At 59.6% G+C, this 23,786-nt stretch carries 26 protein-coding genes; 14 read left to right on the top strand and 12 right to left on the bottom strand.

Annotation, left to right across the window (positions count from 1 at the left end):
* The first annotated feature begins 107 nt into the window (after window positions 1–107).
* Window positions 108–851, top strand: coding sequence for a ZinT family metal-binding protein (locus tag LUN51_RS05800; RefSeq protein ID WP_277810504.1), 744 nt, complete (start codon window positions 108–110; stop codon window positions 849–851).
* Between the two features lie 64 nt (window positions 852–915).
* Here the strand turns inward: LUN51_RS05800 and LUN51_RS05795 are convergent, their stop codons facing one another.
* Window positions 916–1,797, bottom strand: coding sequence for a DMT family transporter (locus LUN51_RS05795; RefSeq protein WP_247620832.1), 882 nt, complete (start codon window positions 1,795–1,797; stop codon window positions 916–918).
* Window positions 1,798–1,920: 123 nt separating this feature from the next.
* Here LUN51_RS05795 and LUN51_RS05790 point away from each other — a divergent pair, with 123 nt between their 5' ends.
* The 8 genes from LUN51_RS05790 to LUN51_RS05755 all read left to right on the top strand — a co-directional run bounded on the left by LUN51_RS05790 (window position 1,921) and on the right by LUN51_RS05755 (window position 8,058).
* Window positions 1,921–2,817, top strand: coding sequence for a LysR substrate-binding domain-containing protein (locus LUN51_RS05790; protein WP_277810503.1), 897 nt, complete (start codon window positions 1,921–1,923; stop codon window positions 2,815–2,817).
* Between the two features lie 83 nt (window positions 2,818–2,900).
* Window positions 2,901–3,431, top strand: a complete 531-nt coding sequence (locus LUN51_RS05785) for a C40 family peptidase (protein ID WP_277810502.1) — start codon at window positions 2,901–2,903, stop codon at window positions 3,429–3,431.
* Window positions 3,432–3,545: 114 nt separating this feature from the next.
* Window positions 3,546–4,583, top strand: a complete 1,038-nt coding sequence (locus LUN51_RS05780) for an ABC transporter substrate-binding protein (protein WP_277810501.1) — start codon at window positions 3,546–3,548, stop codon at window positions 4,581–4,583.
* Complete coding sequence (locus LUN51_RS05775; protein ID WP_277810500.1) at window positions 4,580–5,341, top strand: ABC transporter permease; 762 nt, start codon at window positions 4,580–4,582, stop codon at window positions 5,339–5,341. The genes LUN51_RS05780 and LUN51_RS05775 overlap by 4 nt, the downstream gene beginning before the upstream one ends.
* Window positions 5,338–6,120 carry an ABC transporter ATP-binding protein gene (locus tag LUN51_RS05770; RefSeq protein WP_277810499.1) on the top strand — a complete coding sequence of 261 codons (783 nt, stop codon included), beginning with the start codon at window positions 5,338–5,340 and terminating at the stop codon, window positions 6,118–6,120. The genes LUN51_RS05775 and LUN51_RS05770 overlap by 4 nt, the downstream gene beginning before the upstream one ends.
* Complete coding sequence (locus tag LUN51_RS05765; protein ID WP_040240664.1) at window positions 6,117–6,419, top strand: hypothetical protein; 303 nt, start codon at window positions 6,117–6,119, stop codon at window positions 6,417–6,419. Before LUN51_RS05770 ends, LUN51_RS05765 begins: the two co-directional genes overlap by 4 nt.
* 183 nt (window positions 6,420–6,602) lie before the next feature.
* Window positions 6,603–7,235: a peroxiredoxin gene (locus LUN51_RS05760; protein ID WP_247620838.1), complete on the top strand. Its 633-nt coding sequence runs from the start codon at window positions 6,603–6,605 to the stop codon at window positions 7,233–7,235.
* Between the two features lie 136 nt (window positions 7,236–7,371).
* On the top strand, window positions 7,372–8,058 hold the full coding sequence (locus LUN51_RS05755) for a DJ-1/PfpI family protein (RefSeq protein WP_246894955.1): 687 nt from the start codon (window positions 7,372–7,374) through the stop codon (window positions 8,056–8,058).
* Window positions 8,059–8,074: 16 nt separating this feature from the next.
* On the opposite strand, the gene LUN51_RS05750 is transcribed toward LUN51_RS05755, so the two are convergent.
* The 4 genes from LUN51_RS05750 to LUN51_RS05735 all read right to left on the bottom strand — a co-directional run bounded on the left by LUN51_RS05750 (window position 8,075) and on the right by LUN51_RS05735 (window position 11,778).
* Window positions 8,075–8,218 (bottom strand): hypothetical protein, encoded by a 144-nt coding sequence (locus tag LUN51_RS05750; protein WP_247640156.1) that lies wholly within the window; start codon window positions 8,216–8,218, stop codon window positions 8,075–8,077.
* A 189-nt stretch (window positions 8,219–8,407) separates the two neighbouring features.
* Window positions 8,408–9,427 (bottom strand): histone deacetylase family protein, encoded by a 1,020-nt coding sequence (locus LUN51_RS05745; RefSeq protein WP_277810498.1) that lies wholly within the window; start codon window positions 9,425–9,427, stop codon window positions 8,408–8,410.
* Between the two features lie 72 nt (window positions 9,428–9,499).
* Complete coding sequence (locus LUN51_RS05740) at window positions 9,500–10,789, bottom strand: methyl-accepting chemotaxis protein (protein ID WP_277810497.1); 1,290 nt, start codon at window positions 10,787–10,789, stop codon at window positions 9,500–9,502.
* A 113-nt stretch (window positions 10,790–10,902) separates the two neighbouring features.
* Window positions 10,903–11,778 (bottom strand): DMT family transporter, encoded by an 876-nt coding sequence (locus tag LUN51_RS05735; RefSeq protein ID WP_277810496.1) that lies wholly within the window; start codon window positions 11,776–11,778, stop codon window positions 10,903–10,905.
* 211 nt (window positions 11,779–11,989) lie between these two features.
* Between LUN51_RS05735 and LUN51_RS05730 the strand changes: the two genes are divergently transcribed.
* On the top strand, window positions 11,990–12,574 hold the full coding sequence (locus LUN51_RS05730; RefSeq protein ID WP_040240656.1) for a gamma-glutamylcyclotransferase: 585 nt from the start codon (window positions 11,990–11,992) through the stop codon (window positions 12,572–12,574).
* An 82-nt stretch (window positions 12,575–12,656) separates the two neighbouring features.
* Here LUN51_RS05730 and LUN51_RS05725 read toward each other — a convergent pair whose 3' ends face one another.
* The 3 genes from LUN51_RS05725 to LUN51_RS05715 form a co-directional block, all read right to left on the bottom strand.
* A complete protein-coding gene (locus tag LUN51_RS05725; RefSeq protein ID WP_277810495.1) occupies window positions 12,657–14,522 on the bottom strand; it encodes a TRAP transporter large permease subunit in 1,866 nt (621 codons plus the stop codon).
* An 82-nt stretch (window positions 14,523–14,604) separates the two neighbouring features.
* Complete coding sequence (locus LUN51_RS05720; RefSeq protein WP_277810494.1) at window positions 14,605–15,606, bottom strand: TRAP transporter substrate-binding protein; 1,002 nt, start codon at window positions 15,604–15,606, stop codon at window positions 14,605–14,607.
* 104 nt (window positions 15,607–15,710) lie between these two features.
* Window positions 15,711–16,475, bottom strand: coding sequence for an SDR family oxidoreductase (locus LUN51_RS05715; RefSeq protein ID WP_040240652.1), 765 nt, complete (start codon window positions 16,473–16,475; stop codon window positions 15,711–15,713).
* 249 nt (window positions 16,476–16,724) lie between these two features.
* Here LUN51_RS05715 and LUN51_RS05710 point away from each other — a divergent pair, with 249 nt between their 5' ends.
* Window positions 16,725–17,453, top strand: coding sequence for a GntR family transcriptional regulator (locus tag LUN51_RS05710; RefSeq protein WP_040240650.1), 729 nt, complete (start codon window positions 16,725–16,727; stop codon window positions 17,451–17,453).
* A 50-nt stretch (window positions 17,454–17,503) separates the two neighbouring features.
* Here LUN51_RS05710 and arfB read toward each other — a convergent pair whose 3' ends face one another.
* Both arfB and LUN51_RS05700 read right to left on the bottom strand, forming a co-directional pair.
* Window positions 17,504–17,917, bottom strand: coding sequence for an alternative ribosome rescue aminoacyl-tRNA hydrolase ArfB (arfB, locus tag LUN51_RS05705; RefSeq protein ID WP_040240648.1), 414 nt, complete (start codon window positions 17,915–17,917; stop codon window positions 17,504–17,506).
* A gap of 76 nt (window positions 17,918–17,993) precedes the next feature.
* The gene (locus tag LUN51_RS05700; RefSeq protein ID WP_179861068.1) at window positions 17,994–18,167 is read right to left on the bottom strand and encodes a hypothetical protein; all 174 of its coding nucleotides are present in this window, start codon (window positions 18,165–18,167) and stop codon (window positions 17,994–17,996) included.
* A 338-nt stretch (window positions 18,168–18,505) separates the two neighbouring features.
* On the opposite strand from LUN51_RS05700, the gene LUN51_RS05695 reads away from it, so the two are divergent.
* Both LUN51_RS05695 and LUN51_RS05690 read left to right on the top strand, forming a co-directional pair.
* Window positions 18,506–18,871 carry a hypothetical protein gene (locus LUN51_RS05695; protein ID WP_277810493.1) on the top strand — a complete coding sequence of 122 codons (366 nt, stop codon included), beginning with the start codon at window positions 18,506–18,508 and terminating at the stop codon, window positions 18,869–18,871.
* Window positions 18,872–18,882: 11 nt separating this feature from the next.
* Entirely contained in the window at window positions 18,883–20,922 is a 2,040-nt protein-coding gene (locus LUN51_RS05690) for a pyrroloquinoline quinone-dependent dehydrogenase (protein WP_277810492.1), read from the top strand.
* Between the two features lie 244 nt (window positions 20,923–21,166).
* On the opposite strand, the gene LUN51_RS05685 is transcribed toward LUN51_RS05690, so the two are convergent.
* Both LUN51_RS05685 and LUN51_RS05680 read right to left on the bottom strand, forming a co-directional pair.
* Entirely contained in the window at window positions 21,167–21,355 is a 189-nt protein-coding gene (locus LUN51_RS05685) for a hypothetical protein (protein ID WP_277810491.1), read from the bottom strand.
* Window positions 21,356–22,289: 934 nt separating this feature from the next.
* Window positions 22,290–22,880: a manganese efflux pump MntP gene (locus LUN51_RS05680; RefSeq protein WP_075367653.1), complete on the bottom strand. Its 591-nt coding sequence runs from the start codon at window positions 22,878–22,880 to the stop codon at window positions 22,290–22,292.
* A gap of 341 nt (window positions 22,881–23,221) precedes the next feature.
* Between LUN51_RS05680 and LUN51_RS05675 the strand changes: the two genes are divergently transcribed.
* Window positions 23,222–23,719, top strand: coding sequence for a TspO/MBR family protein (locus LUN51_RS05675; protein WP_075367652.1), 498 nt, complete (start codon window positions 23,222–23,224; stop codon window positions 23,717–23,719).
* The last annotated feature ends 67 nt before the right edge of the window (window positions 23,720–23,786 follow it).

Raw genomic sequence — 23,786 nt, 5'->3', positions numbered from 1 at the left:
TCATGCGGCAAAAAAGCGACTGCTGGAACTGGCTTTCATAAAAGTTATGTTATAACGTATTAATCGCTTTTCAGCCACCATACCGCAATGAGTACCAGGAGATCACGATGCGTCACCCTTCAGTCCATGCCGCTCTCGCGCTCGGCCTGCTATCGCTGGCGAGCGTGCCACCGGCCGTCGCGCAGCAGGATGACCACGACCACCATGCACATGAGCACGATCACAGCCACGATCATGACCATGAGCATGAGCATGAGCATGAGCATGAGCATGAGCATGAGCATGAGCACGATCACTCCCACGATCATCACGACAGCGATATCTACGCCGGTTACTTCGATGATGATCAGGTCGAGGATCGCGCCTTGTCAGACTGGGAGGGCGACTGGCAGTCGGTCTATCCCTATCTGCAGGACGGCACGCTGGATGACGTCTTCGCGCACAAGGCCGCACAAAGCGATGACAAGACGGCTGCCGACTACAAGCAGTACTACACGACCGGCTATCGCACGGACGTCGACCGCATCGTGATCGAGGGCGATCAGGTCTCGTTCTACGGAGACAACGGCAAGCGCACGGGGGAATACACCTACGACGGCCATGAAATCCTCACCTACGAGGCGGGCAATCGCGGGGTGCGCTATATCTTCGAGCGCGATGGTGGCAGCGCCGACGCGCCTCGCTACATCCAGTTCAGCGATCACGCCATCTCTCCCATGGATGCCGACCACTACCATCTTTACTGGGGCGACGATCGCGCCGCCCTGCTGGACGAGGTCACGAACTGGCCGACCTACTACCCCTCCCATCTAGACGGTGACGCCATCGCACGGGAAATGATGGCGCATTGACCGGGCCTGTACATACCACTCGGCATCCTCGGCGACAGCCGCCCCGAACGGAGCGGCTGTCGTCTCAAGAACTCACCGCCCCCTGGGGACGTCTCTTCAACTGCGTAATGACGGCGCTGCCCAGCACACCCACGAAGGCGATGACCAACGGCAGACTGAACGCGGCACGCCCCACCAGGATCAGCAGCACCGACGACATGACGGGCACGAAATACGTCAGCACGCCCAGCAACGTGGAGGAGCTTCTCAGCAGGGCGTAGCCCCAGGTGATGAACGCCAGTCCATAAGGGCCGATCCCGATGAGCGCCGCCACGCCCCAGTCCATCGCCGTCGCGTGCTCGGGAGCGGTTTCGAACGCACGGTGCAGCCCCCAGGAGGCGACGGCGGCAACGGCGAACAGGTGCTTGTAGTCCACCCAGGACAAGGCGGCGCGCCCCCGGAGATAGAGGGAGAACATGATCCAGGAAGCGCCGGAGGCCATGCCCTGCATATAGCCCAGTGCCGAGGTCGATTCGCCCTGAGCGTTCGAGAGCACCAGCGGCACCAGCCCCGCAAACGCCACGGCCGACCCCAGTAAGGTACGCGCCCTAAGACCACGCCCGGCCAGCAAGTCTGCCACGAGCATGAATCCCAACGGCCAGAGGTACGTCACGAGCGTGATCTTGGCCGGGTCGCCCTTGCTCAGGGCGGAGAAATAGAAATACAGCGCGCCTGTCAGGCCACCGACCCCCATCAGCCAGAACTTCCCGTCGCGCCAGGCGGCCACGCCGGACGATGCACCACGCCATCCCATGAGCAGTGCCATCAGCGCAGCCGCCCCCATGGCCACTGCTGCCGTCAACATGGGAGGCAGATTGATCAGATCGCGCAATACCGGCAGGCTGGCCCAGAGCGTGACGGTCAGAAGGCCCGCCAGTAGTCCGGTGGTGGTGCGTGTGCTGGTCATGGCCTGCTCCTGTGTATACCGAATCGGCGTGGGTGGTATGTGACGCGAGCAGTCTGGAGCCGCATGAATTATCATGGAAACGAAGACTTTCGATATTTCGATCATGATTCGTGATGGTACTGAATGGCTAACTTTCGTCCCTTAGATCTAGTGGTGCTCAACACCTTCGTCACGGTGGTGGACAAGGGAGGGTTTACCGCAGCGACGGATGCCTTGCATCTAGCACAATCGACCGTCAGTGCGCACATGAAGCGTCTGGAAGAAACCTTCGGGCAGCCCTTGTTGCAGCGTGGGCGGAAAGCGCCGATCCCTACGCCGGCGGGAGAACGTCTGCTCTCGCACGCACGGCAGATGCTGCGCCAGAATGCGCTCGCCTGGCAGGATGTCAGCGAGCAACGGCTGGATGGCGTGGTACGCCTGGGAATACCCGACGACTACGTGGTCTATCTGCCCGAGGCGCTATCCGAGTTCGAGTCCCAGTATCCGGGAGTCGAATTGCAGGTGGACTGCGGGCTCAGCGTGGATCTGGTACAAAGCGTGCGCGCCGGCAGCCTGGACCTGGCGATCACCACGCGTCAGCCCAAGAGCCCCGGCGGCGAGGTGCTGTGTCAGGAGCCCACGGTGTGGGCCGGCGCCCCCGGACATGACACCCAACGCCGCACACCGCTGCCCCTGGCGGTCTCTACGGATGGGGTTTGCATCTTCAGGGAACGCGCCCTGGCGGCACTCGACGCCGTAGGCATCCCCTGGCGAATCGCCTATACCAGCGCCAGTTTGTCCGGCCTTACGGCCGCGGTACGCGCGGGCTTGGCGATAACGGTGCTCACACCCTCCATGCTGGGCTCGGACCTGAGCATCATCGATAGCGCCGAGGGGCTCCCCGAGCTGCCCATGACTGAAATCGCTCTGCACCGCAGCCCGGGACGCCCCAAGGAGGCGGCGCGGCAGCTCGCGTTGAGCCTGCAAGCCCATATTCAGGCCCGATCAACGGTCGACCTTAACAAAGCGGCGCCAGTATGAGCTGGCGCTCTCACCCCCGTAGCATCTTTGGCTACACTGCTGGCATTCTTGTCGCTCATCGGATTCCGACTGTAGGAGCTCGCATGGAGAGTGATCCTGTCACCCATTCATCGTCCGCGGCAGTTGCTGCGCCGCGCTTACAAGCGACTTTGGCGCTGCTTTTATGCCTGCTCGTTCTGGCCGGGTGTTCGTCGAGCCAACGCATCGAGACGCACGATCCCGGCCCGACCACGGCGGAGGGCCTCTCCATCGAGCGGGCACTGATCATTTCCAACGCCAAGCAGGCGCTGGGCACACCTTATAAATGGGGCGGCAATTCGCTGGAGACTGGGGTGGATTGTTCCGGGCTAGTGCAAGTTGCATACCACGCGGCTGGGATCGATGTACCACGCACTTCCAATCAGCAGTACCAGACGCTCGATCATCGCGAGCAGGCGCGACCAGGGGATCTGCTGTTCTTCGGAGCCGGGGGTCGCGCCACCCACGTTGGGATTTATCTGGGCGACCGACGGATGATCCACGCCCCCGGCAGTGGCCGTGAGGTCACGGTCTCCTCGCTGAATATCCGCTACTGGCGCAAGCACTACTTAGGCGCTGCTGGCCCGGCACCATGAACGCCTCACGGGCAACGCGCATATTCTTATAACCAAATCGTTATTCGGGGCTTTTTCGTTATTATCGGCGAGTCGCTATAGTGGCGAACCTATCGCTTACCCCGGAGACTCGCCATGCGACGACTGTTTCACTGGATCGGCGCGCTCGCGCTGACCGCCCTGCTGCCGGGCGCGGCCCTGGCCCAGAACGACGAAACGACGACTCTCGAGGTCGGCTACATGCCCATCCTGCCGGTCGCGCAATTGTTCGTCATGGAGGGCGCCGGCTGGACCGACGAGGCGGGGCTGGATCTCGAGTTGACGCGCTTCTCCAGCGGTCCGGCCATGGTGCAGGCGCTGGCATCCGGCAAGCTCGACGTGATGAACTTCGGCATTGGGCCGGCCATGGTCGCCCGAGCCAACGGTGTGCCGATCAAAGTGCTCGCCGCCAGCATCCAGGAGCAGATCGGGCTGATCGCCCGCGGCGAGCTCGCCAATGCCTTCGAGGGCAATGATCCGGCGGCCGCCATTGCCCAGTTCACCGAGACGCAGGGCCGCAAGCCCAAGATCGCCACCTTCCCCAATGGCTCGGTACCCTACACCGTGCTGCGCTACTGGCTGGAAGAACAGATCGGGGTCGACGCGGACGCGGTGGATATCGTCACCATGGGGGCCTCAAGGGTTCAGCAATCGCTGCTGGCTGGCGCGGTGGACGCCGCCTCTACCCTCGAGCCGATCCTCAGTGTCGTGCAGCAACGCGATCCCGACGCTCGAGTCGTGGCACGCGGCAACGACATGCTGCCTCACCAGCCCGGCGCGGTGCTGGCAGTACGCGAGGCCGTGCTCGAGGAGCATCCCGAGGCGATCCAGGCTCTGGTCGCGCAGCACGTCCGCGCCACCGAGATGCTCGAGAACGAGCCCGCGAAGGCCGCGCCGTACGTGCGCGAGTTCGTCGGCAAGCGGCTCATCGACGAGGAAACTGTCACCGCCGCCTTGTCCTCGCCGTCGTCCAACTACCTGGCCGACCCGCACATGATCATCGACGCCACGCGTACCATGGCCGACTTCCAGCGTCGCATCGGCACGCTGAAGAAGCCCGTGGACGTGGATGCGCTCTTCGATACGTCGGTCTATGACGCCGTGATGTCCTCGACGGAGAACGCAGCGCCATGACGCGTCCCGCACGCCATCGACGCACCCTGATCAGCGCCGTCAGCCTTGCCACCCTGGTGGCGCTCTGGGAGACGGCCCTGCGCGTGGGCTGGCTGCCGAGCAACCTGGTGCCATTGCCCTCGCAGATTCCCGGGGTACTCTGGGCGGAAGTGCTGGACGGCATCTGGCTCGACGTCGTGTTGTCGAGCCTCTCCCATTACAGTATCGGCCTGGTGATCGGCTCGGTGCTGGGGATTGCGGTCGGCATGGCCGCGGCGCTGCTGCCCCGGTTCGATGCCGCCCACAGCTGGCTGGCACGCCTGCTGCGGCCGATTCCGCCGCTGGCCTGGATCCCCTTCGCGATCATCTGGTTCGGCGTGACCGAAACCGCCGCGGCTTTCATCATCAGCATCGGCGTGTTCTGGATCAATTACTTCACCAGCTACAGCGCGGTGCGCGCCATCAACGACGGCTACTACGAAGTCGCCCGGGCCTTCGGCCAGGGCGGTTTCAGCGCGCGGCTGGCCAAGATCAGCCTGCCGGCGGCGGCGCCGGGCATCCTCGGGGGACTGCGTGCCGGCCTGGGCCAAGGCTGGATGACGGTGGTCGCCGCCGAGCTGTTCGGCATTCCCGGCATCGGCCAGCGCATGATGGAAGCCTCGGGCCTGCTCGCCACCGATGTGGTGGTGGTCTACATGCTGACCATCGCCGCGCTCTACGCCCTGTTCGACTTCCTGTTCATGCGCATTCAGCGGAGGGTTCTACGGTGGCAGCAATGAATGACGCGTCCGCACCCGTCCTGACGGCACGCGGCGTACGTCTGGGCTTTGCCGACGACATCGTGCTCGACGACATCGATCTCGAGGTGGCCCCGCGCGAATTCGTGGCCATGGTCGGCGCTTCGGGCGTCGGCAAGTCCACCCTGCTGCGCGCTTTCGCCGGCTTGCTAGCCCCGCTGCGTGGCGACGTCCATCTCTCCACCGCCGAGGCGTCGGCCAGCCGCGCCTGGTCGATGGTCTTCCAGGCGCCGCGCTTATTTCCCTGGCGTCGCGTGCGCGCCAATGTCGAGCTGGGTCTGGAAGGGCTGGGACTATCGCGCGACGAGCGCCGTGCCCGTGCCATGGAACCGCTGTCGTTGGTCGGGCTCGAGGAACTCGCCGAGCGCTGGCCACGCACGCTGTCCGGCGGTCAGCAACAGCGCGTGGGCATCGCCCGCGCACTGGCGGTACGGCCTCGGGTGTTGTTCATGGACGAGCCGTTCTCCGCACTCGACGCCCTGACCCGCCAGCGCCTGCAGAGCGAACTCACCGAGCTGCGCCAGCGCAGCGACGCGGCGATCGTCTTCGTCACTCATGACATCGAAGAGGCCGTTCTCCTCGCCGACCGCGTCGTGGTATTGGCCAAACCCGACAAAGACGCGCCGGCCACGGTGCGTGATATCGTCACCATCGACCTGCCGCTCGCCCGGCGCCGCGAGCAGAGCGGCTTTCGCGACCACGTGCAGCGCCTGGAACAGCATATCGGTGTTGCCGCCACCCCCGAGGAGACGACCTCATGAGTGCCTTGCGTGTCGTATTGCATGCTCCCACCGCCGATGGCCTCGCCCGCGCCCGGCGCAATGCACTCAACCTGGCCCGGGCACGGCCCGACACCGAGATGCTGATCGTGGCCAACGGCGCCGCCGTGGCCGCCGCCCTGGACACGCCCGACCCGGCCACCGATGCCTGGCTGCGGCTTTGCCGCAATACCCTCGCGACCCAGGCGCTGGACAACCCCGGCGGCCTCGGGGAAGTCGAGGCCGCAGTGGTCACGCTCGCCGAACTGCAGGCGCAGGGCTGGGCCTATATCCGCGCTTGAGTCTCGCGACGCCCCCCTTGTGATCCCCGGGGCGCGTCACCATGTGTTGGAGAGAGGGGCGCGGGAAGCGTCACGTATGGGCAAATACCCAAGATGCATTTGCTTAGCGAAATCCATTGTTTCCCATGCCCTAGTTTGTGATGCGATGCTCAATGCTTCGCCAATCAGTGAAAGGAGGACGCCATGGCACTACAACTCGGCGATATTGCCCCGGATTTCACCCAAGACAGCACCGACGGAACGATCAACTTCCATGAGTGGGCCGGCGACAACTGGGTCATCCTGTTCTCGCATCCCAAGGATTTCACCCCGGTTTGCACCACCGAGCTCGGCGAAGTGTCGCGCCTGAAGCCGGAATTCGAGAAACGCAACGCCAAGGCCATCGGTCTCTCCGTAGATCCGCTGGACGATCACAAGGCATGGGAAGGCGACATCAAGGAAACCCAGGGCCATGGCCTGAATTTCCCACTGTTGGCGGATGCCGACCGTCAGGTCAGCTCGCTATACGGGATGATTCATCCCAACGCCAACGACACCCTGACGGTGCGTAGCGTCTTCATTATCGACCCCAGCAAGAAAGTGCGCCTGACACTGACCTATCCGGCCAGTACCGGTCGCAACTTCTCAGAGATCCTGCGCGTGCTGGATAGCCTTCAGCTGACCGACAGCCAGAAGGTCGCCACACCGGTCAACTGGACCGAAGGCGACGACTGCATCATCGTGCCCTCGGTCGATAACGAAAAGGCTAAGGAACTCTTCCCGCAAGGCTGGGACGAGAAGAAGCCGTACCTGCGCATGGTCAAGCTGCAGAAGTAACCCGTTACACGTGACCTACTGGGTCAGGCGCCGTCCGGTGCCATGACCTTTGATCGCCCGTGGCCTCCTGGACCACGGGCGATTTTTTTCATGCGCGCTATTCTGTATGAGACAACCCTTGCCTACGGATACCGCCATGGCGTCGACAATACATATCGTGATACCGATCTATCCCGGCGTCACGCAGTTGGATTTCACCGGACCTCATCAATTCTTCTCGCGTGTGCCCCAAACCGAGGTCGTGGTCGCCTCCGTCGGCGGCCTGCCGGTAGAGGCCCAGGGGCTGACCTTCACCAACCTGGCCGACCTGGACGTTATCGAGGCATGCGACGTGCTGTGCGTACCGGGCGGGCTGGGGTGCCTCGACGCCGCAGAGGATGCACGATTCCTTCACGCCATTCAGCGGCTCGCCAGTACCTCGCGGTACCTGACATCGGTCTGCACCGGCTCATTGATCCTGGGCGCGGCCGGCCTTCTGCGGGGGAGACGTGCGGCCTGTCACTGGGCCTGGCGAGACATGCTGCCACTCTTCGGCGCCATCCCCGATGCGGGGCGCGTCGTGCGGGACGGCAACCTCATCACGGGCGGAGGCGTCACGGCCGGCATCGATCTGGCGCTGACGGTCATCGCCGAGCTGCTGGGTGACGAGACCGCCCAGGCGGCGCAACTGACGCTGGAATATGCACCCGAGCCGCCCTTCGACGCCGGGCGGCCAGATACCGCACCGGCGTCCGTACATGCGCATGTGCTCGACGGCATGGCGGACATGCAGGCATCCCGGTATCGGCAGGCCGAACGCATCGCCACGCACTTGCCCGCATGACGCCGCTCTCCAAGGCCTAGGCCACGGGCGATTGTCGTTTAGCGGCGCGCCGCCCGGTGAGGCGTCGCCCTTTCATACGGCAGGCACGCACCAGACACACCACCCGATAGGTGATGAACAACAACAAGATAGCGATCTTGAAACTGGCCTTGATGCGCATCGTCGTACCCGGCTCGGCGTCTCATTGGGGAGGAGTACGACGAGTTAATCAGAGGGATGTTAAGGAATGTTGACGCCATGGTGGACGGCTGTACCCAATATCGACATCCCATAGGCATACTTGAGCGTGAACACCTCTTTTTTATAAAAACTTTCTTATTCAATGCTTGCCGATAAACTCGACCCTCTATCAGCCTTGGGTCAGGCCCTCGAAGAAGCTCACCGCGTTGGCTTCCAGCCCCTCGAGATAATAGCCGCCTTCCTGCACCACGAGCGTCGGCAGGTCAAGCTCGGCCACCACGCGCCCGAGCTTGCCAAACCCCAGCGTGGAAACCGCCACCTTGGCCTGCGGGTCCTGCTCATGGATGTCGAAACCCAGCGCCAGCACCAGCGCGTCCGGCTCGAACAACCGAAGCGCCTGGCAGGCTTCATCCAGACGCTCGAAGAACACCGCTTCTGGTGATCCGTGCGGCATCGGCAGATTGAGGTTGTAGCCCTCTCCCGCGCCATGACCACGCTCATCCTCGAAGCCGGTCACCGCCGGATAGAAGTTAGTGGTGTCGCCGTGGATCGAGATATACATCACGTCGTCGCGGTCATAGAAGATTTCCTGCACCCCTTGGCCGTGGTGCATGTCGGTATCCAGCACCACGACGCGCGGGTAACGTGCGGTCAGATGCTGTGCAGCGATGGCGGTGTTGTTGAGAAAGCAGAAGCCGCCAGCGGCATCGGCGCGGGCGTGGTGCCCTGGCGGCCGCGTCAGCGCATAAGCCTGGCGTGCCCCATGATTGAGCGCATCGGCGCCGGCAATCGCGCTTTGCGCCGCCCAGTACGCGGAATCCCAGGTCGCCTCCCCTATCGGCGCACTGCCATCCGCCAGGTAACGCCCCGCCTCGGCCAACACACCGCGCAAGGCATTGGGCGAGCGCACGAAGACATTGGACATGACCTCGTCGCCCCAATCGTCTCCCAGCGCCGTCCAGCGACGGTGGGCGCTTTCCAGAAAGCGCAAGTACGGCAGATGGTGCACGGCGCGAATCGCCGCCAGGCCACTATCCGGCGGTGTACGCACTTCGAATCCCAGGCGCCGAGCGGCACCCAGCAAGCCATCGAGGCGCGTGGGAACCTCCTGAGGCTCGCGCAGCTTGCCGCGCGAAAAGTAGAGCCGGGGGTGGTGGCGGCGCTGCTCGGCATGAAAAAACGTCTGCATGGTCGTGCCTCCGTTCCGGATCGATCTCGATAACGGTGCAAGATACGCGCCGAAATACTCGGCACGGGCCGGCTATGCCCAAGCGGCGTGCGCCTCGACCTGGTGGTGCGCTGGCAAGGCCCGGCGGGGTGCTGCGTCACGCGACGCGGGTGTCTCCTGCGACGTCTCCATGAGGCGGAACCGGTGTACCACGCTGGCCAGTCGGGATGACTGATCGTGCAGCGAGGCCGCCGCGGCCGCGGACTGCTCGACCAGGGCCGCGTTCTGCTGGATCATGCGGTCGATGCGCTCCACCGCATGGTTGACCTGCTCGATACCACTGGACTGTTCGCTGGCGGTGCTGCTGATCTCGCTGATCGCGCCACTGACCCGCTGCACCCCGGCAACGATCTCCTCGATGGTCGTTCCCGTGGCTTCGGCCTGGCTCACGCCGGCGGCCACCGTTTCGCCGCTGTCGCGAATCAGCGTCTTGATCTCGTTGGCCGCCGTGGCGGAACGTCCCGCGAGATTGCGCACTTCACTGGCGACCACGGCGAAACCGCGGCCCTGGCCTCCCGCGCGGGCGGCCTCGACCGAGGCGTTCAGGGCCAGCAGGTTGGTCTGAAAGGCGATGTCGTCGATCAGCCCGACGATGTCGCCGATACGCCGTTCCGCCTCGGCGATGGCATGCATGCGCGCGACCACGTCCTTCACCGCTTCGCCACCGCGCACGGCTGCCTCGGCGGTATGCGTGGCCAGCTCGTCGGCTCGCTGCGCGGCCTGCGCGGTCTGCTGGATGCTCTCGGTCAACTGGGCGATTGAGGCGACGCTCTGCTGCAAGTTGCCCACCGATTGTTCGGTGCGCGTGGCGAGGTCCTGATTGCCCAGGGCGATTTCCTCGCTGGCGATGGCGACGCTATCGCTGGCGTCGCGCACCTGGGCGACCATGCCGCCCAGGCCCGTCTGCATGGTGCCCAGGGCCTCCTGCAGCTCGCTGATTTCATCACGCCCCTGGCAGGTGATCGGCTGAGTGAGATCTCCCCCGGCGATGGCGGTCGCATAGTCCTTGGCCTCGCGCACCGGCGCACAGATCGCCCGCATGTTGAGCCAGGTCAGCGGCGCCACGACCAGGATCGTCACCAGCCCCGCGACTACGAACAACAACAGCGAACCTTGCGCCACCTCGGCCAGCCGCGTGGCCATGATACCGGACTGGGTCTCCTGCACGACCCCCTGATCCAACAGTCCCAGACTGGCGTCGTACAAGCGGTATATGCCCCATGCCCCGGTTCCTCCCAGCATGCCCAGCAACACCAGAACGACGACGATAGCGCCCACCATGCGAACGCGCACCGAGAAACGGCGCATTAGCGTCATCAACATGAGTTCCTGCCTCTTGAGTGGTCGAAAACCATTCCACCACTGTGGCAGGGCACGCATCGCAAACCTTGATGTACGTCAAGTACGCGAGGATTCACCGGCATGGGCCGCCAGTATCAGGTCGTCGGGCGGGCCTTGATTGCCACCTGCCGTTCATACAAGGCGATGGCGACGCCGCTGCCGATGATCACCAACGCGCCGATGAAGACCCAGATATCCGGCACTTCATCCCACAACCACCAGCCCAGCAGCACGGCCCAAACCATAGCCGTGTAATCGAACGGCGCCGCCAACGCCGCCGGGGCGTAACGAAACGCCAGCGTGATGCACGACACCGCGCCCACGCCGAAGATGCCGGACCCGATGAAGCCCAGCCACGCCGCCCCCTCGGGCATCCGCCAAACATTGGGCAGCAACATAGCGCTAACGATCAAGGGCACCAGCGTGGCGTAGAAGACCATCGCCCAAAGGCTTTCCTTACCGCCATAGCGCCGCGCAGTGATCATCATCAGCGCGTAGCACACCGCGGCGCCGACGACGATCAGCGCACCCCACTGGAAGCCCGCCGCGCCGGGGCGCACCACGACCAGAACACCGGCGAAGCCGACCAGCGAGGCGATGAACGGCAGGCGTTCGACGCGTTCCTTGAGCAGCGGGCCAGACAGCAGCGTCACGAACAACGGCGCGGCGAAGGCGATGGCGGTAGTTTCCGCCAATGGCAGTAGAGTCAGGCCGGTGACAAAGCAAAACATCGTGCCAGTGAAGATCAACCCGCGCATGAGATGCACGCCCGGGCGCCGGGTCTTGAGCTTTTGCCAGCCGCCGTTGAAACGTGCCAGCAGCGCGATCAACGGCAGCGAGATCAGGGTGCGGAAGAAGATGATCTGAATCGGATCGTAGGTGGCGCCTAGCCACTTGGAAATCGCATCGCCCAACGCGAGGCACAACACCCCGGCGCACATGATCAAGATTCCCAGCAGGGACGGCGACATACCCACCTCCATGAAGAAAGACCACGCGGCGCCTATCACAATGCGCCCCGCTACGTGTAATGGAAACGGCCCGAAGAATCGGCCCTTGAGCATAGCCGAATCGAATGCGCACCGCGATGGTGCAAAAAGAGGTATGCCGCATATCGACGCCAAAACGTGCATAATCGGGGGGGAGATTCCCGTTTATTCACTCGACGTACGCAAGAGAGTCATGACGCTCGATACGACCGCGATCAACCAGCAAATGACGCATTTCAACGACCATGAGGCGATCTGGCTTTTTGGCTATGGCTCGCTGATCTGGAAGGCGGATTTCTCGTTTCTGGAAAGTCGGCCTGCACATATCATCGGCTGGGAAAGACGTTTCTGGCAGGGCTCGCACGACCACCGCGGCACGCCACAGGCGCCGGGACGTGTCGCCACGCTGACCGAACGCCCTGGCGCGGTCTGCCATGGTATGGCCTACCGCATCACCCAAGACGTGCTCGGCCCGCTGGATGTGCGCGAGAAAAATGGCTATCTGCGCGTGGTCACGCCGCTGCACTTCGATGACGTCGAGGAAGAGGAAAACCGCGAGGGCCTGGTCTATCTCGCCGGCGAGGACAATGCCGCCTTCCTCGGCCCTGCACCTGACACCGCGATCGCCCGGCAGATCGCCGAATCCCACGGGCCCAGCGGCCCCAATCGCGATTACCTGCTCAACCTGGCCCAAGCGCTGCGTGACATGGGCCACGACGACCCGCACATCTTCGCCCTGGAACGTGAACTACTCGCGCTTCCCACTCAGCCGGCGTGAAACGACACGTCGGCTGACAGCAGGTCACGTATCTATCTTGTCACACAGTACGCAAACCACATACTTTAGATAAGTTGTATGGTCATCCCAAAAGCTCCCACAAGCCTACCGTCAGGAACGGGAATAAACATAGCAGAACCACTACCACCATAGCCCCAGCAATAAATGGCACCACCGCCCTGAACACTGCCGAAGGTGAAACCTTGGCAATTTGGGATGAGATAAACACCAACAGACCTACTGGCGGGGAGACGCCGCCGAGCTGCAGGACAATGATCATAATGATACCGAGCTGAACAGGGTCGACCCCAGCGTTAGTCATCATTGGCAAGAACAGTGGCGCAATAATCAGCATCGCCGGGGTCAGATCGAGAAACATCCCCGCAGCGGCCAAGACCACCAGCAGGATGATGAACAGCCCAAGTTGGCCATCAACGATGGTACTCGCCCAAGCGACAATCTCTTGGGGTACTTGCTCGGCGATCAGGACCCAGGCGAAGGGCACCGAGGCAGCGATCAAAAAACCCACCAAGGCGGCATCGGTCCCGCACTCGGCGAAGGCACGGTAGAATTTCTTCCAGCCATATTCACGGAATACAAATTTGCCGAGTACGAACGTCCAGAGCAACGCTATGACTCCCGCCTCGGTAGCGGTGATAATGCCAAACCGAATTCCCCCCAGCACACCAACGGTAATGACCAACACCGGCAAGGCACGCAGGAAGCTACGCCAAACGTCGTTCCAAGGGGCTCGAGCAGTGGCCGTTTGGTACTGACGACGCACCGAGATCAAGTAGGAGACCCCCATCAGGACGCCCGCACAGAGGATCGCTGGCAGGATACCGGCCATAAACAGCCGAGCGATGGAGACATTAGCCACTGAAGCGTAAACCAGCATGGCAATCGCTGGCGGCACGACATTGGGCAGAATCGCCGATGAAGCCGTGACCGCACAGGAGAATGCCGGTGAATAGCCACGCTGAACCATCTCGGGGACCAAGATCTTGGTGCTACTAGCAGCGTCGGCGCTCGACGACCCGGAAATGCCGCCCACCATCAGGCTATTGAGTACGTTGACATGGGCCAAGCCACCACGTAAGTGGCCAACCAGGCTAGAGGCAAAGTCGATCAAGCGTGTGGACAGGCCTCCTAGATTGAGTAGATAGCCGGTCGAGAGGAAAAACGGGATTGCCAATAGAATAAACTTGGTCGAACCGGTGACCATATTCTGAACGATCGCTGGCGCTGGAAGGATGAACGACGCCGAGTTAGCCAGGAAGACCCCGAACATCAAAGAAAAAGAGACCGGCACACCAACTACCAGAGCCACGAAGAATGCGACCAGCATGATCAGACTAGGCGAAACACCCTGTAACGGAGCAAGCAAGCCATGATCGAGACCAAGATAAAGCAGGCCAGCAATACCAAGTGCCAAGAAATTGCGGACCAAGGTACGCGTGTTGTCAGCATCTCGAGCAAGCAGGAATACCAAGCCAATCAGGCCAAATACCGGAATGACCGCGTACTTATATACCTTAGGCCACTCCAAGCTGGCACTGACTCCGCCGACCATCTCGGCAAGCTGGTAGCCACTGAACATCATCATCATTACCGTCAGAGCCAAGATCAGGCTCTGGATGAAGCCCAGCAGGCCTGACGACCAACCAGATAAATTCTTGGTCAAAAAATCAGCAGCGACGTGGCGCTGCTGTCGGATCCCTAACGCCGCCCCGAGGAAGATCAACCAGGTGAACGACCAAACCGCGAACTCAGCGGTCCACGAAAAGGCGTCATTGAATACATAGCGCGAGACTACGCCAGCGAATACGTCTATCGTCATCGCCAGCAAATTGACGAAGATCAGCAGGCGGACCACCGACTCCAGCCCAGCAGCGCCGCGACCAAGACTCAGCAAAGGCAGCGTGTGAGAAAGGCGATAGGCTGACATTCGATACGCTCCAGAATGGCAACGCCATTGAGGTGGGATGGAACGTGCGACCCCGCCATGGTGGCGGGATCGCTTCCAAGGTTCAGTCGGCGTTCTCAATCAGCGAGACGAGTGCCTTGCCGTTAGGAATTTTCTTGGTGTACTCCTCCCTGACTGGCTGCATGGCTTCTTTCCACGGACCTTTATCATCGATCTCAATGATGGTGGCGCCATCCTCAACAGTCTTGGCTAGAGCCGCCTTATCATCTTGCTGACGCATAGCAGGCAGTTGCTCCTGAACTTCGCTGGCAGCCTTGGTGATCTCTTGCTGGTATTCCTCCGGCAAACGCTGCCACCAGCTTTGTGACACTACCCAAGTCCCCATCGCATAAACGTGCCCAGTTTTTACGTAGTAAGGCGCAACTTCATAGAAGCGATTGGTAAGGTAATTGGTCGCTGTATTATCAAAAAAGTCGATCACCCCTGTCTGCATTGAATTATATATCTCGGGAGCTGGGATTGGCGTAGGGTTAGCACCGGCGGCTTTCCACATAGCGACGTGCAGTGGACTCTGGATGACGCGCATCTTTTTCCCCTTAACGTCATCAACCGAATGAATTGGAGTGCTGCTCATCAACTGACGGATGCCATTGACCGAAAACCCCATGAGGTGGAAACCTTCACCCTCAAACTTGGGCGCCAATTCATCAGTGAGAGGCTCGTTAATCGCTACCGCCTGTTCGTCACTGTTGATCAAATAAGGCAGATCAAGAACCTGAACTTCGGGTACCCAAGAAGTCAGCACCGAGCTAGTAATGATCCCCATCTGTACGGAGCCAAGCCTAATTCCCTCCGCCGATTCGCTCTCACCGCCGAGGACACTGTTGGGAAACAGCTTAATATCGACATTATCATCGGTTCGCTCGCGCACCATATCGGCAAACTTTTTAGCCGCAACGTACTTAGTGTTACCCTCTGGCACGTCAAGCGAAAGCTTGGCGTTGTACTCGGCTGCCAATGCCGATGTGCTAGCAACGGAAATAGCCAATGTCGATAACAGTGCAGTAATTACCGGTAGGCCACGCAAGGAGTGTTTGATTTTCATGATACGTCCTATTGATCTTATGTTTACATTACAACGTGTAGGTTAGGAAACTTGTCATTGTCATGAGCGTAAGCTCTATTCACTAACCCTTGTGTAGGAGCTCATCAAAGTACGGCGAGCATGCCGCCATCGACGTAGATAATCTGTCCATTGACATAGTTGGAAGCAGGCGACGCTAAGTACACCACCGTCCCGACCAAGTCTTCAGGCGTTCCCCAGCGCCGCGATGGTGTACGTCCAGTGATCCAGCCATTGAAATCGGGATCATCGACTAGCGGTTGCGTCATCTCGGTAATCATGTAACCAGGACCAATCGCGTTAGACTGGATACCATGCTCTGCCCATTCCGCCGCCATCGATTGCGTCAATAACCGTACCCCGCCTTTAGCAGCCGTATAGGCGCCTACAGTAGGACGAGCTACGGAGCTCATTAGCGAACCAATATTGATTACCTTGCCACCCTGACCGCGCGCTATCATTTGGCGTGCGACATTGCGGCCAAGTAAGAAAGCGCTCGACAAGTTCGTATTGATGACCGTATCCCACTCATTGCGAGTCAACTCTACCAGCGGCTTTCGCAGCTGCATGCCAGCGTTGTTGACTAGAATATCAACATATACGCCATCCTCCTTGAGGTTACCAAGGGCCTTTTCGATAGCGGCTTCATCCGTAATATCGAAGGAAATCTTCAAAACATTGAAGCCTTCACCGGACAGTGCTAAGTGAGCCTCATGCAGCTTGTCTTGGTTGCGCCCATGCAAAATGACTTGGGCCCCGGCTTGTGCCAACCCCCTTGCCATAGCAAAACCCAGGCCACCAGATGAGCCTGTGATCAATGCTGTCTTGCCCGATAGATCAAAAAGCGTCATAAGCCGCTTACTCCCTTGCATCAGGATAGTTAAAGCTGTTGAATAACCGCATCGTCACCCCTAATTTTCAAGGCTTCAGAAGGAGCACCACGGTCATTACCCGAGCAGCCAAGGTTAAGCATTTAACTATGTGCCACCTTTGTCTAACGCTGCTTTTATGCTCTCAGATTTCGTTTTCTAATAAGAAATATATCGCCAAATTTCAAAGTATTCCATAATACTTAAGATTAACGATGGGCAGGTAAAACAATGTCTGAAACAAAAAAATCAGCAACTTACAGTAAGTCTCAGGGAAACCTGGCTTATGAACGGCTTGAATCAAGCATTGCTCATATGGATATTCAGCCAGGCGCCTTCATGACCATGGCCGACTTGCAGAAGCAGGTAGGGCTGGGGCGCACCCCAGTTTTGGAAGCTACGCGCAAACTGACTGATGATACCCTGCTGGAGATGCAGGCAGGCATTGGGATACGGGTCACCCCTATCGACCTGGCAAGAGAGAAGCGATTACTCAAGATCCGGCGTGATCTTGAGTGTTTTGTACTTGAGATGGCTATCGAGAATGAAAGCGGTCTAGTGCGCAACCAAATGCACCATTTAATTCAGGCTTTGCACGAAGCCGAGTCGAACAATGACTTGCGTCGATTCAACGACCTCGATAAGCGCATGGATCAACTAATTCTTGAAGCCGCCAACGAACCTTTTGTAGCACGCACACTACGACCATTACATACCATATTTCGTCGCTTAGGCTTTCTTTACCAGAGCCATCTAGGAGACACCACCACGGTCAACAAGAATATACTAATTCACATTAAAATCCTTGATGCAGTTCTCAATCGTGACGTCTCCTCTGCCATCTCCGCCAACCATGAGCTCATGGACTTTATGCATGCAATGTTCGAACCGCTGGACCGAAAGCTAGAGCCTTCATTCTTTGACGTCAGTATCAAGCCACTAAATGCAGGCCTTTACTGACCTTCTGAAAGATTAGCCGGCGTGAAGTGACACGCCGGCTGAAAGTGGGGTTACGTTTCTACCTTGCCACGCAGAGCCTTGGTTTTGCCCTTGCGGGTTTTCTTGTCGATGCGGCGGCGCTTCGCGCCCTTGGAAGGCTGGGTGGGGCGGCGCGCCTTGTGCTGCTTCACCGCATCCTGAATCAGCGCCTTGAGACGCGCCAGCGCCTCTTCCTTGTTGGCTTCCAGCGTGCGATAACGCTGCGCCTTGAGGATGATCACACCGTCCTTGCTGATGCGCTGATCGGACAGAGCCATCAACCGCTCCTTGTAGAACGGCGGCAAGGACGAACGGGGAATGTCGAAACGCAAGTGTACCGCCGAAGCGACCTTGTTGACGTTCTGGCCGCCGGCACCCTGCGCGCGAATCTGGCTAATGTCGATTTCCCAATCGGCGAGCGTCACCGTATTGGAGAGCGTCAGCATGGCGTGGCCCTCTTGGTGGGTGAATGAGCCTCGACAGGCTACACCACTGGCGCCTCCCTTGGGCACTCGCGTGACGTCAGGAAGCGTCGTCGTCCTGGCGTTTATCTTCGTTCAGTGTTGAGACCTTCGTCGTGGCGTCATGGACACTTACGTGTTGATTGGCTTCGCTTTCTGCTACCAGAGAGAACGGCAGCAGGGCAGAGACGACGATGGTTGCCAACATCGAGAACAGCTTGTTGAGCGCTTTCATAACCACTCCTTAAAGATGATGGTGATGCGGCGTTTTGTCGCAATACACTATTAGCATGCTAAAAGAATGGCCAAGCGTCAAGAGCTCCATGCTCACCCGTGTTTTCTGCCACACTCAAAGGATCACTGGCGGCAATATTATTAGCCGTTAAACTATTTTGGCCCAAGGCCACAATTTCTCTGAATTTTTTACTAAAATACCCATGCGGGCTACGACCAAAGGCGTAGCCACGGCTCAATCATTTCGCTCATAACCTTTGAGCCTGGCGCAATGCCCCGGCCCAACGGCGGAATAAGAGCTAGGTGATCATTCCTGTCCCACAAGGAGACAACAACGTCATGCCACAATCTCGTTCGCAAAGATTGGGCGCCATTGTGCTGCTGGTAGCTTCGATCGTCGGGTTTGCCATCGCACTCTATGCCTATTTCACCCCGTTGACCGGCGTCAATGGCACACTTGGCGCGCTTGTCGCCATCCTGGCCAACATCGCCCTGGCCGTCATGGCGCTCATATTGCCTGCACTGAAAGGGACCGCCGCGCGTAACGTGTGGCGCGTGCTGATTTTGCTGGGTCTTGCCGGTACCTTCTTCGCGGCGCTCCTCCTACACCAATGGTGGATCTGCGTCGCCATGGTGGTCGGCTTGATCGGGCTGATTCTCGATCTGGCCCTCGCGACCCGCACCGCACGCCCCGCCCATACATAAGGAGCCGCCCCATGCCGACATTGAGAACCACTGCGCAACGCCTGGGCACGGCCACGGCGCTAGCGCTTTTCCTGACGCCGCTGCCGCTTTTGGCGCAGGATCAGGAAGCCGACCAGGACGCCTTGAGTGCACAAGAAGGCACGTCGTCGCAAGCTTCATCCAAACAAGCGTCGTCCGAATCGATACCGCTGGTCCCCGGCACGCCAACGTGGGACAGCTTCCACGGCCAGCTCAACGCGCAGAAATACAGCCCCCTGGATCAGATCAACGCCGATAACGTCGGCGACCTGAAAAAGGTCTGGGAAGTGCATACCGGTGATGTCTCCGATGGCTCTGGCGACCTACCGCCCACTGTCTGGTCCGCAACGCCGGTTTTCGCCAACGACACGCTCTATATTGGCACGCCGTTCTACCGCATTCTCGCGCTCGACCCCGCCACCGGCGAGCAGAAGTGGAGCTTCGACACCGAGTCTTCCCTCGAGGCACTGACTCAGCCCGCGCTCAAGAGCCGCGGCGTCGCCTACTGGGAAGCGGACGACCCGGTCGAGGGCGAATCCTGTCAGAAGATCGTCTATCTCGGCACCATGGACGCGCAACTCTTCGCCGTTGATGCCGACACTGGCAAGAAGTGTACAAGCTTCGCCGATAACGGCGTACTCAACGTCAACCAGTGGAACGACACCCATGACAAATGGCCACTGTCGCTGCTGCAGCCGCCGACCGTGGTGGGCGACCACCTGATCCTCGGCTGGGCCGGCAAGGACTGGGCATTCGAGCAGGCGCCTCCCGGCACCGTGTTCTCCATCAACGCCCGCACCGGTGAGCGTGAGTGGAGCTTCAACGCCCTCTCCGATGAAATGCGCGAGAAGAGCGGTACCGCCAACGTGTGGACGCATATGTCCGCCGACGAAGAAAACGGCCTCGTTTATCTGCCGATCTCTTCGCCGTCACCCAACTATTGGGGCGGCAACCGCACCGAGGACGTGCCCTTGGCAACCTCGACCACCGCGCTCGATGTCGATACCGGTGAAGTCGTCTGGTCGCGTCAGTGGGTACACCATGACGTCTGGGACTACGACATCAACGCCGCACCGACACTGATGGATATCACGGTGGATGGCGAAGAAATCCCGGCATTGATCCAGGCCACCAAGCAAGGCTTCCTGTTCGTCGTCAACCGACTGACTGGTGAGGATGTCTGGCCGATCGAAGAACGTCCGGTACCACAGGGCGACGGCTCTGTTAAAGGTGAGGAATACGCGGATACGCAACCCTTCCCGACCAAGCCCGCGCCGCTTCTCGACCAATCCGAGAAGCCGAAGATCTGGAAACTTGCCGATGTCGTTGGCGGTGGCGAGTGTTCCGCGCTATGGGACGACCTGACGTATGAAGGCATGTACACACCGCCCACCACCAAGGGCGAAGGTGCACTGGCCTACCCGGACAGTGCCGGTGGCGTGCAATGGGGCGGCGTTGCCTTCGATCCCGTCAGCCAGACGGCCATCGTCAACACCTCGCACATCGTGCAGACCGTCAAGCTCTATGACCGCGAAGCCTACGAGAAAGCCGATAGCGGCTCGGGCAACGAAAGCGGCTTCGCACCGCAGACAGGGGCGCCTTACGGCATGCGCCTAGAAGTGGCGCGTAACTGGCTCGGCATGCCGTGCTGGGAACCTCCCTTCGGCGAAGTCGTCGCGCTCGACATGAAAACCGGTGATGTGAAATGGCGTCGTCCGATCGGCTCTTCGCAGCAGTACGGCTTCTTCATGCCTGAAAGCTGGGGTTCACCCACCATCGGTGGTCCTGCAGTCACGGCCGGTAACCTGGTCTTCATCGGTGCCTCGATGGACGCCAAGCTACGCGCCTACTCGCTCGACAGCGGCGAAGAGCTGTGGGAAGACCAGGCCGAAGCGCCCGCTGTCGCCAACCCCGCCGTCTACGAGTATGAAGGCCGCGAATACGTCGCCTTCGTGGCAGGCGGCAACTCGATCCTGAAGGATCAGGTCGGCGACCAGGTCGTCGTCTACGCGCTGCCGGAAGACGACGAGTAACGTCTGACGGTCAGCGGTAGAAGGCAAGACAGCAGTAACGTAGAAAGCAGACGGGGTGGGCCATTGGGCCCACCCCGTTCTTGTTGTCGCGTCTCTTTGTGGTCAGATTTTGTAGCCCCGTTTGTCTTGAAACCAGCTAACCGGCATCTGCAGCAGGGCGTGGACTCCCCCCGACCCAGTAGACACCTATCGGGTCTCAGCTTCGATCCCAAAAGCTGCGGTATCAAACCTGCGGCGACTACTGTCACTTCACCGAAAAAGCCACTGAAAGGATCAGCTCAATCTTGGCTTCGTCTCGGACATAGCCCGCGCCTTTCAAGATGAGACTTAGCTCAAGGGTTCGCACCAGATAGCTCACTCGCTGCCAGTTACTCAGGAAGTACCAATATTTCGATAGCAACGGCGAAGCAAAAGCGGGCAAGTCAGCCAGCATGATAGTTTAAAAAAATTCCTCCAATATGAAGTGGGTACCTATATCAAGAGGGGTATAAAAACCACAACGGCCACCAGGCACACAGTGCCTGGTGACTACTAAGAACCGTTCAGCGATTCACGACGTGTGACAAGCAGGAGAGCAGTAAAAACACCCATTCGATTGAGTGTAGTAGATTCTCTTTGCCTCACGCACGGCCGGAGCACAGCTTTGGAAATCGCCTACATAGGTTTTACTAACAATCTGATCATAATATTGGCAACTCTGTGTATGAACCTCATGATCACCATTAGCTTGTGCCTTGTCATTGACGTAATAGCGCATGATGCTTCCCTTTTATAATGAATTCACCACAACGCTCGCATTATATCTCAGTTATGTGATATCCCACTTTAGAATAACCGACCCGCATCGAGGATAGCATTAGGTGCATTTGCGGTTGGTACCCACATATTTTCCGTTAACCACTTACCGAAGTCCGCAAGTTCTCCATCGTTCACAAGATAGTGGTCTGCAGCCGACTAGCCAGCCTGTTGGGAAGCCCGCAACCTGCAGGGTATCGCCAATGTACTAGTGGTAGCTTCATCTTCCGCATCCTCGTCAGCCACCTCTCCGGCCTACACCCGCTACGCACAAAAGAACTTTGTCATTTCGAGATTCGTACTCTCGTTGGAGCAACTAGTATGGATGATGCACCATCTGGTAACCATCAGCTCGAATTACCGCTCACGCCTTCGATCCTGAAGGATCAGGTCGACGACCAGGTCGTCGTCTACGCGCTGCCGGAAGACGACGAGTAACGTCTGACGGTCAGCGGTAGAAGGCAAGACAGCAGTAACGTAGAAAGCAGACGGGGTGGGCCATTGGGCCCACCCCGTTCTTGTTGTCGCGTCTCTTTGTGGCAGAGCCTTTGAACCCGGTTAGCGATAGCGCATCACACTGAGGCGACGCCCACCAGATGTTCATAGAGTACGGCGACACCGATGGCGATGAGAATCAAGCCACCTAGCACCTCGGCCCACTTGCCGACGATGGTGCCGATGGCACGGCCGAGCAGCGTGCCGATGGTTACCATCAAGGCCGTCGCCAAGCCAATGGCCGCTGACGCCAAGACGATATTGATATCCGTCAGCGCCAGCGTAATCCCCACGGCCAAGGCATCGATGCTGGTCGCCAGCGCCGTGAAGGCAATTAGCCATATGGATTTTTCTCCCTGCTGATCTCCGGCGACCTTGATCGCGTCGGCACCGCCCTTCTGAAGCCCTTCCCAGATCATGTGACCGCCCAGCATCCCCAGCATGGCAAACGCGATCCAGTGATCGATACCGGATACGAAACGCATCGCGGCATGGCCTAGCGCCCAGCCCACCAGCGGCATGATCGCCTCCACCACGCCAAACACAAGACCTATGCGTAGCGCGCTGATGAAGCGTACCTTGCTCAACTCGGCGCCTCGGCCGATGGAAGCGGCAAAGGCATCTGTCGACATGGCGAATGCCAACAGAATCAAGGAAGCAGGATTCATGTGTTCTCCATGGTGCACGACAGGCGACGCCGATGACTCGACCTCGCACCAAAAACCTGATCATTTTTGTCAACTTTTAAAACAGCCTATACCCGACACCCCAAAAGAACAATAAATGATTGAAAATAAAGCAAAAATTAACCGCGATTGATAAGTATCGTGGTGGTTAACGGTTTGGGAGCAGGCTTCGAATGAATAACCAAGGTTTAACAATTCCTTGCGATTTATAGGGAAAGGCGAACGCACTGCGACGTTTCAGCGCAATATCCGAAAAATGCTTGGCATATCATCGCCATATCGCACAATCTGAAGATGGTTTTCGAAGGGAAAGAGGCATCGCCATGCACGTATTTTCGACTCGCCACCAAGTCCTCGGGCTGCTCGGCTGGCTGGTGGTCAGCTTCATTACCGCCGGGATCGGCGCCATCGCATCAGTGGATGCCACGCAGTTCTACGCCGAACTCACGCAGCCCAGTTGGGCGCCACCCGCCGGCGCCTTCGGCCCGGTGTGGACAACTCTCTTTGCATTGATGGGCGTCGCCGCTTGGCTGGTCTGGCGGGAAGGCGGCTGGCGTCGGCACCAGGGCGTACTGACGCTGTTCATCGTGCATCTCGCCATCAATGCACTATGGAGTTGGCTGTTCTTCGTCTGGCACCAGGGGGCGCTGGCCTTCGTCGAGGTCATACTGTTATGGGGCATGATCCTCGCCACGCTCATCGCCTTCTGGCGTGTGCGCCCGCTGGCCGGGCTGCTGCTGGTGCCTTACCTGGCTTGGGTGACACTAGCTACGGCGCTGACCTACACCGTTTGGCAACTCAACCCACAGTTGCTGAGTTGAGCATTCGGATAGCACCTGAGATAAGTCCGACATTCCCCCTCAATATGAGTGCGGCCTACATGGCCCC

Origin of the sequence: Chromohalobacter canadensis (genome assembly GCF_029544075.1) — a bacterium.
GTDB classification, from domain to species: Bacteria; Pseudomonadota; Gammaproteobacteria; order Pseudomonadales; family Halomonadaceae; genus Chromohalobacter; species Chromohalobacter canadensis_A.
This window is presented reverse-complemented; position numbering and strand designations above follow the sequence as displayed.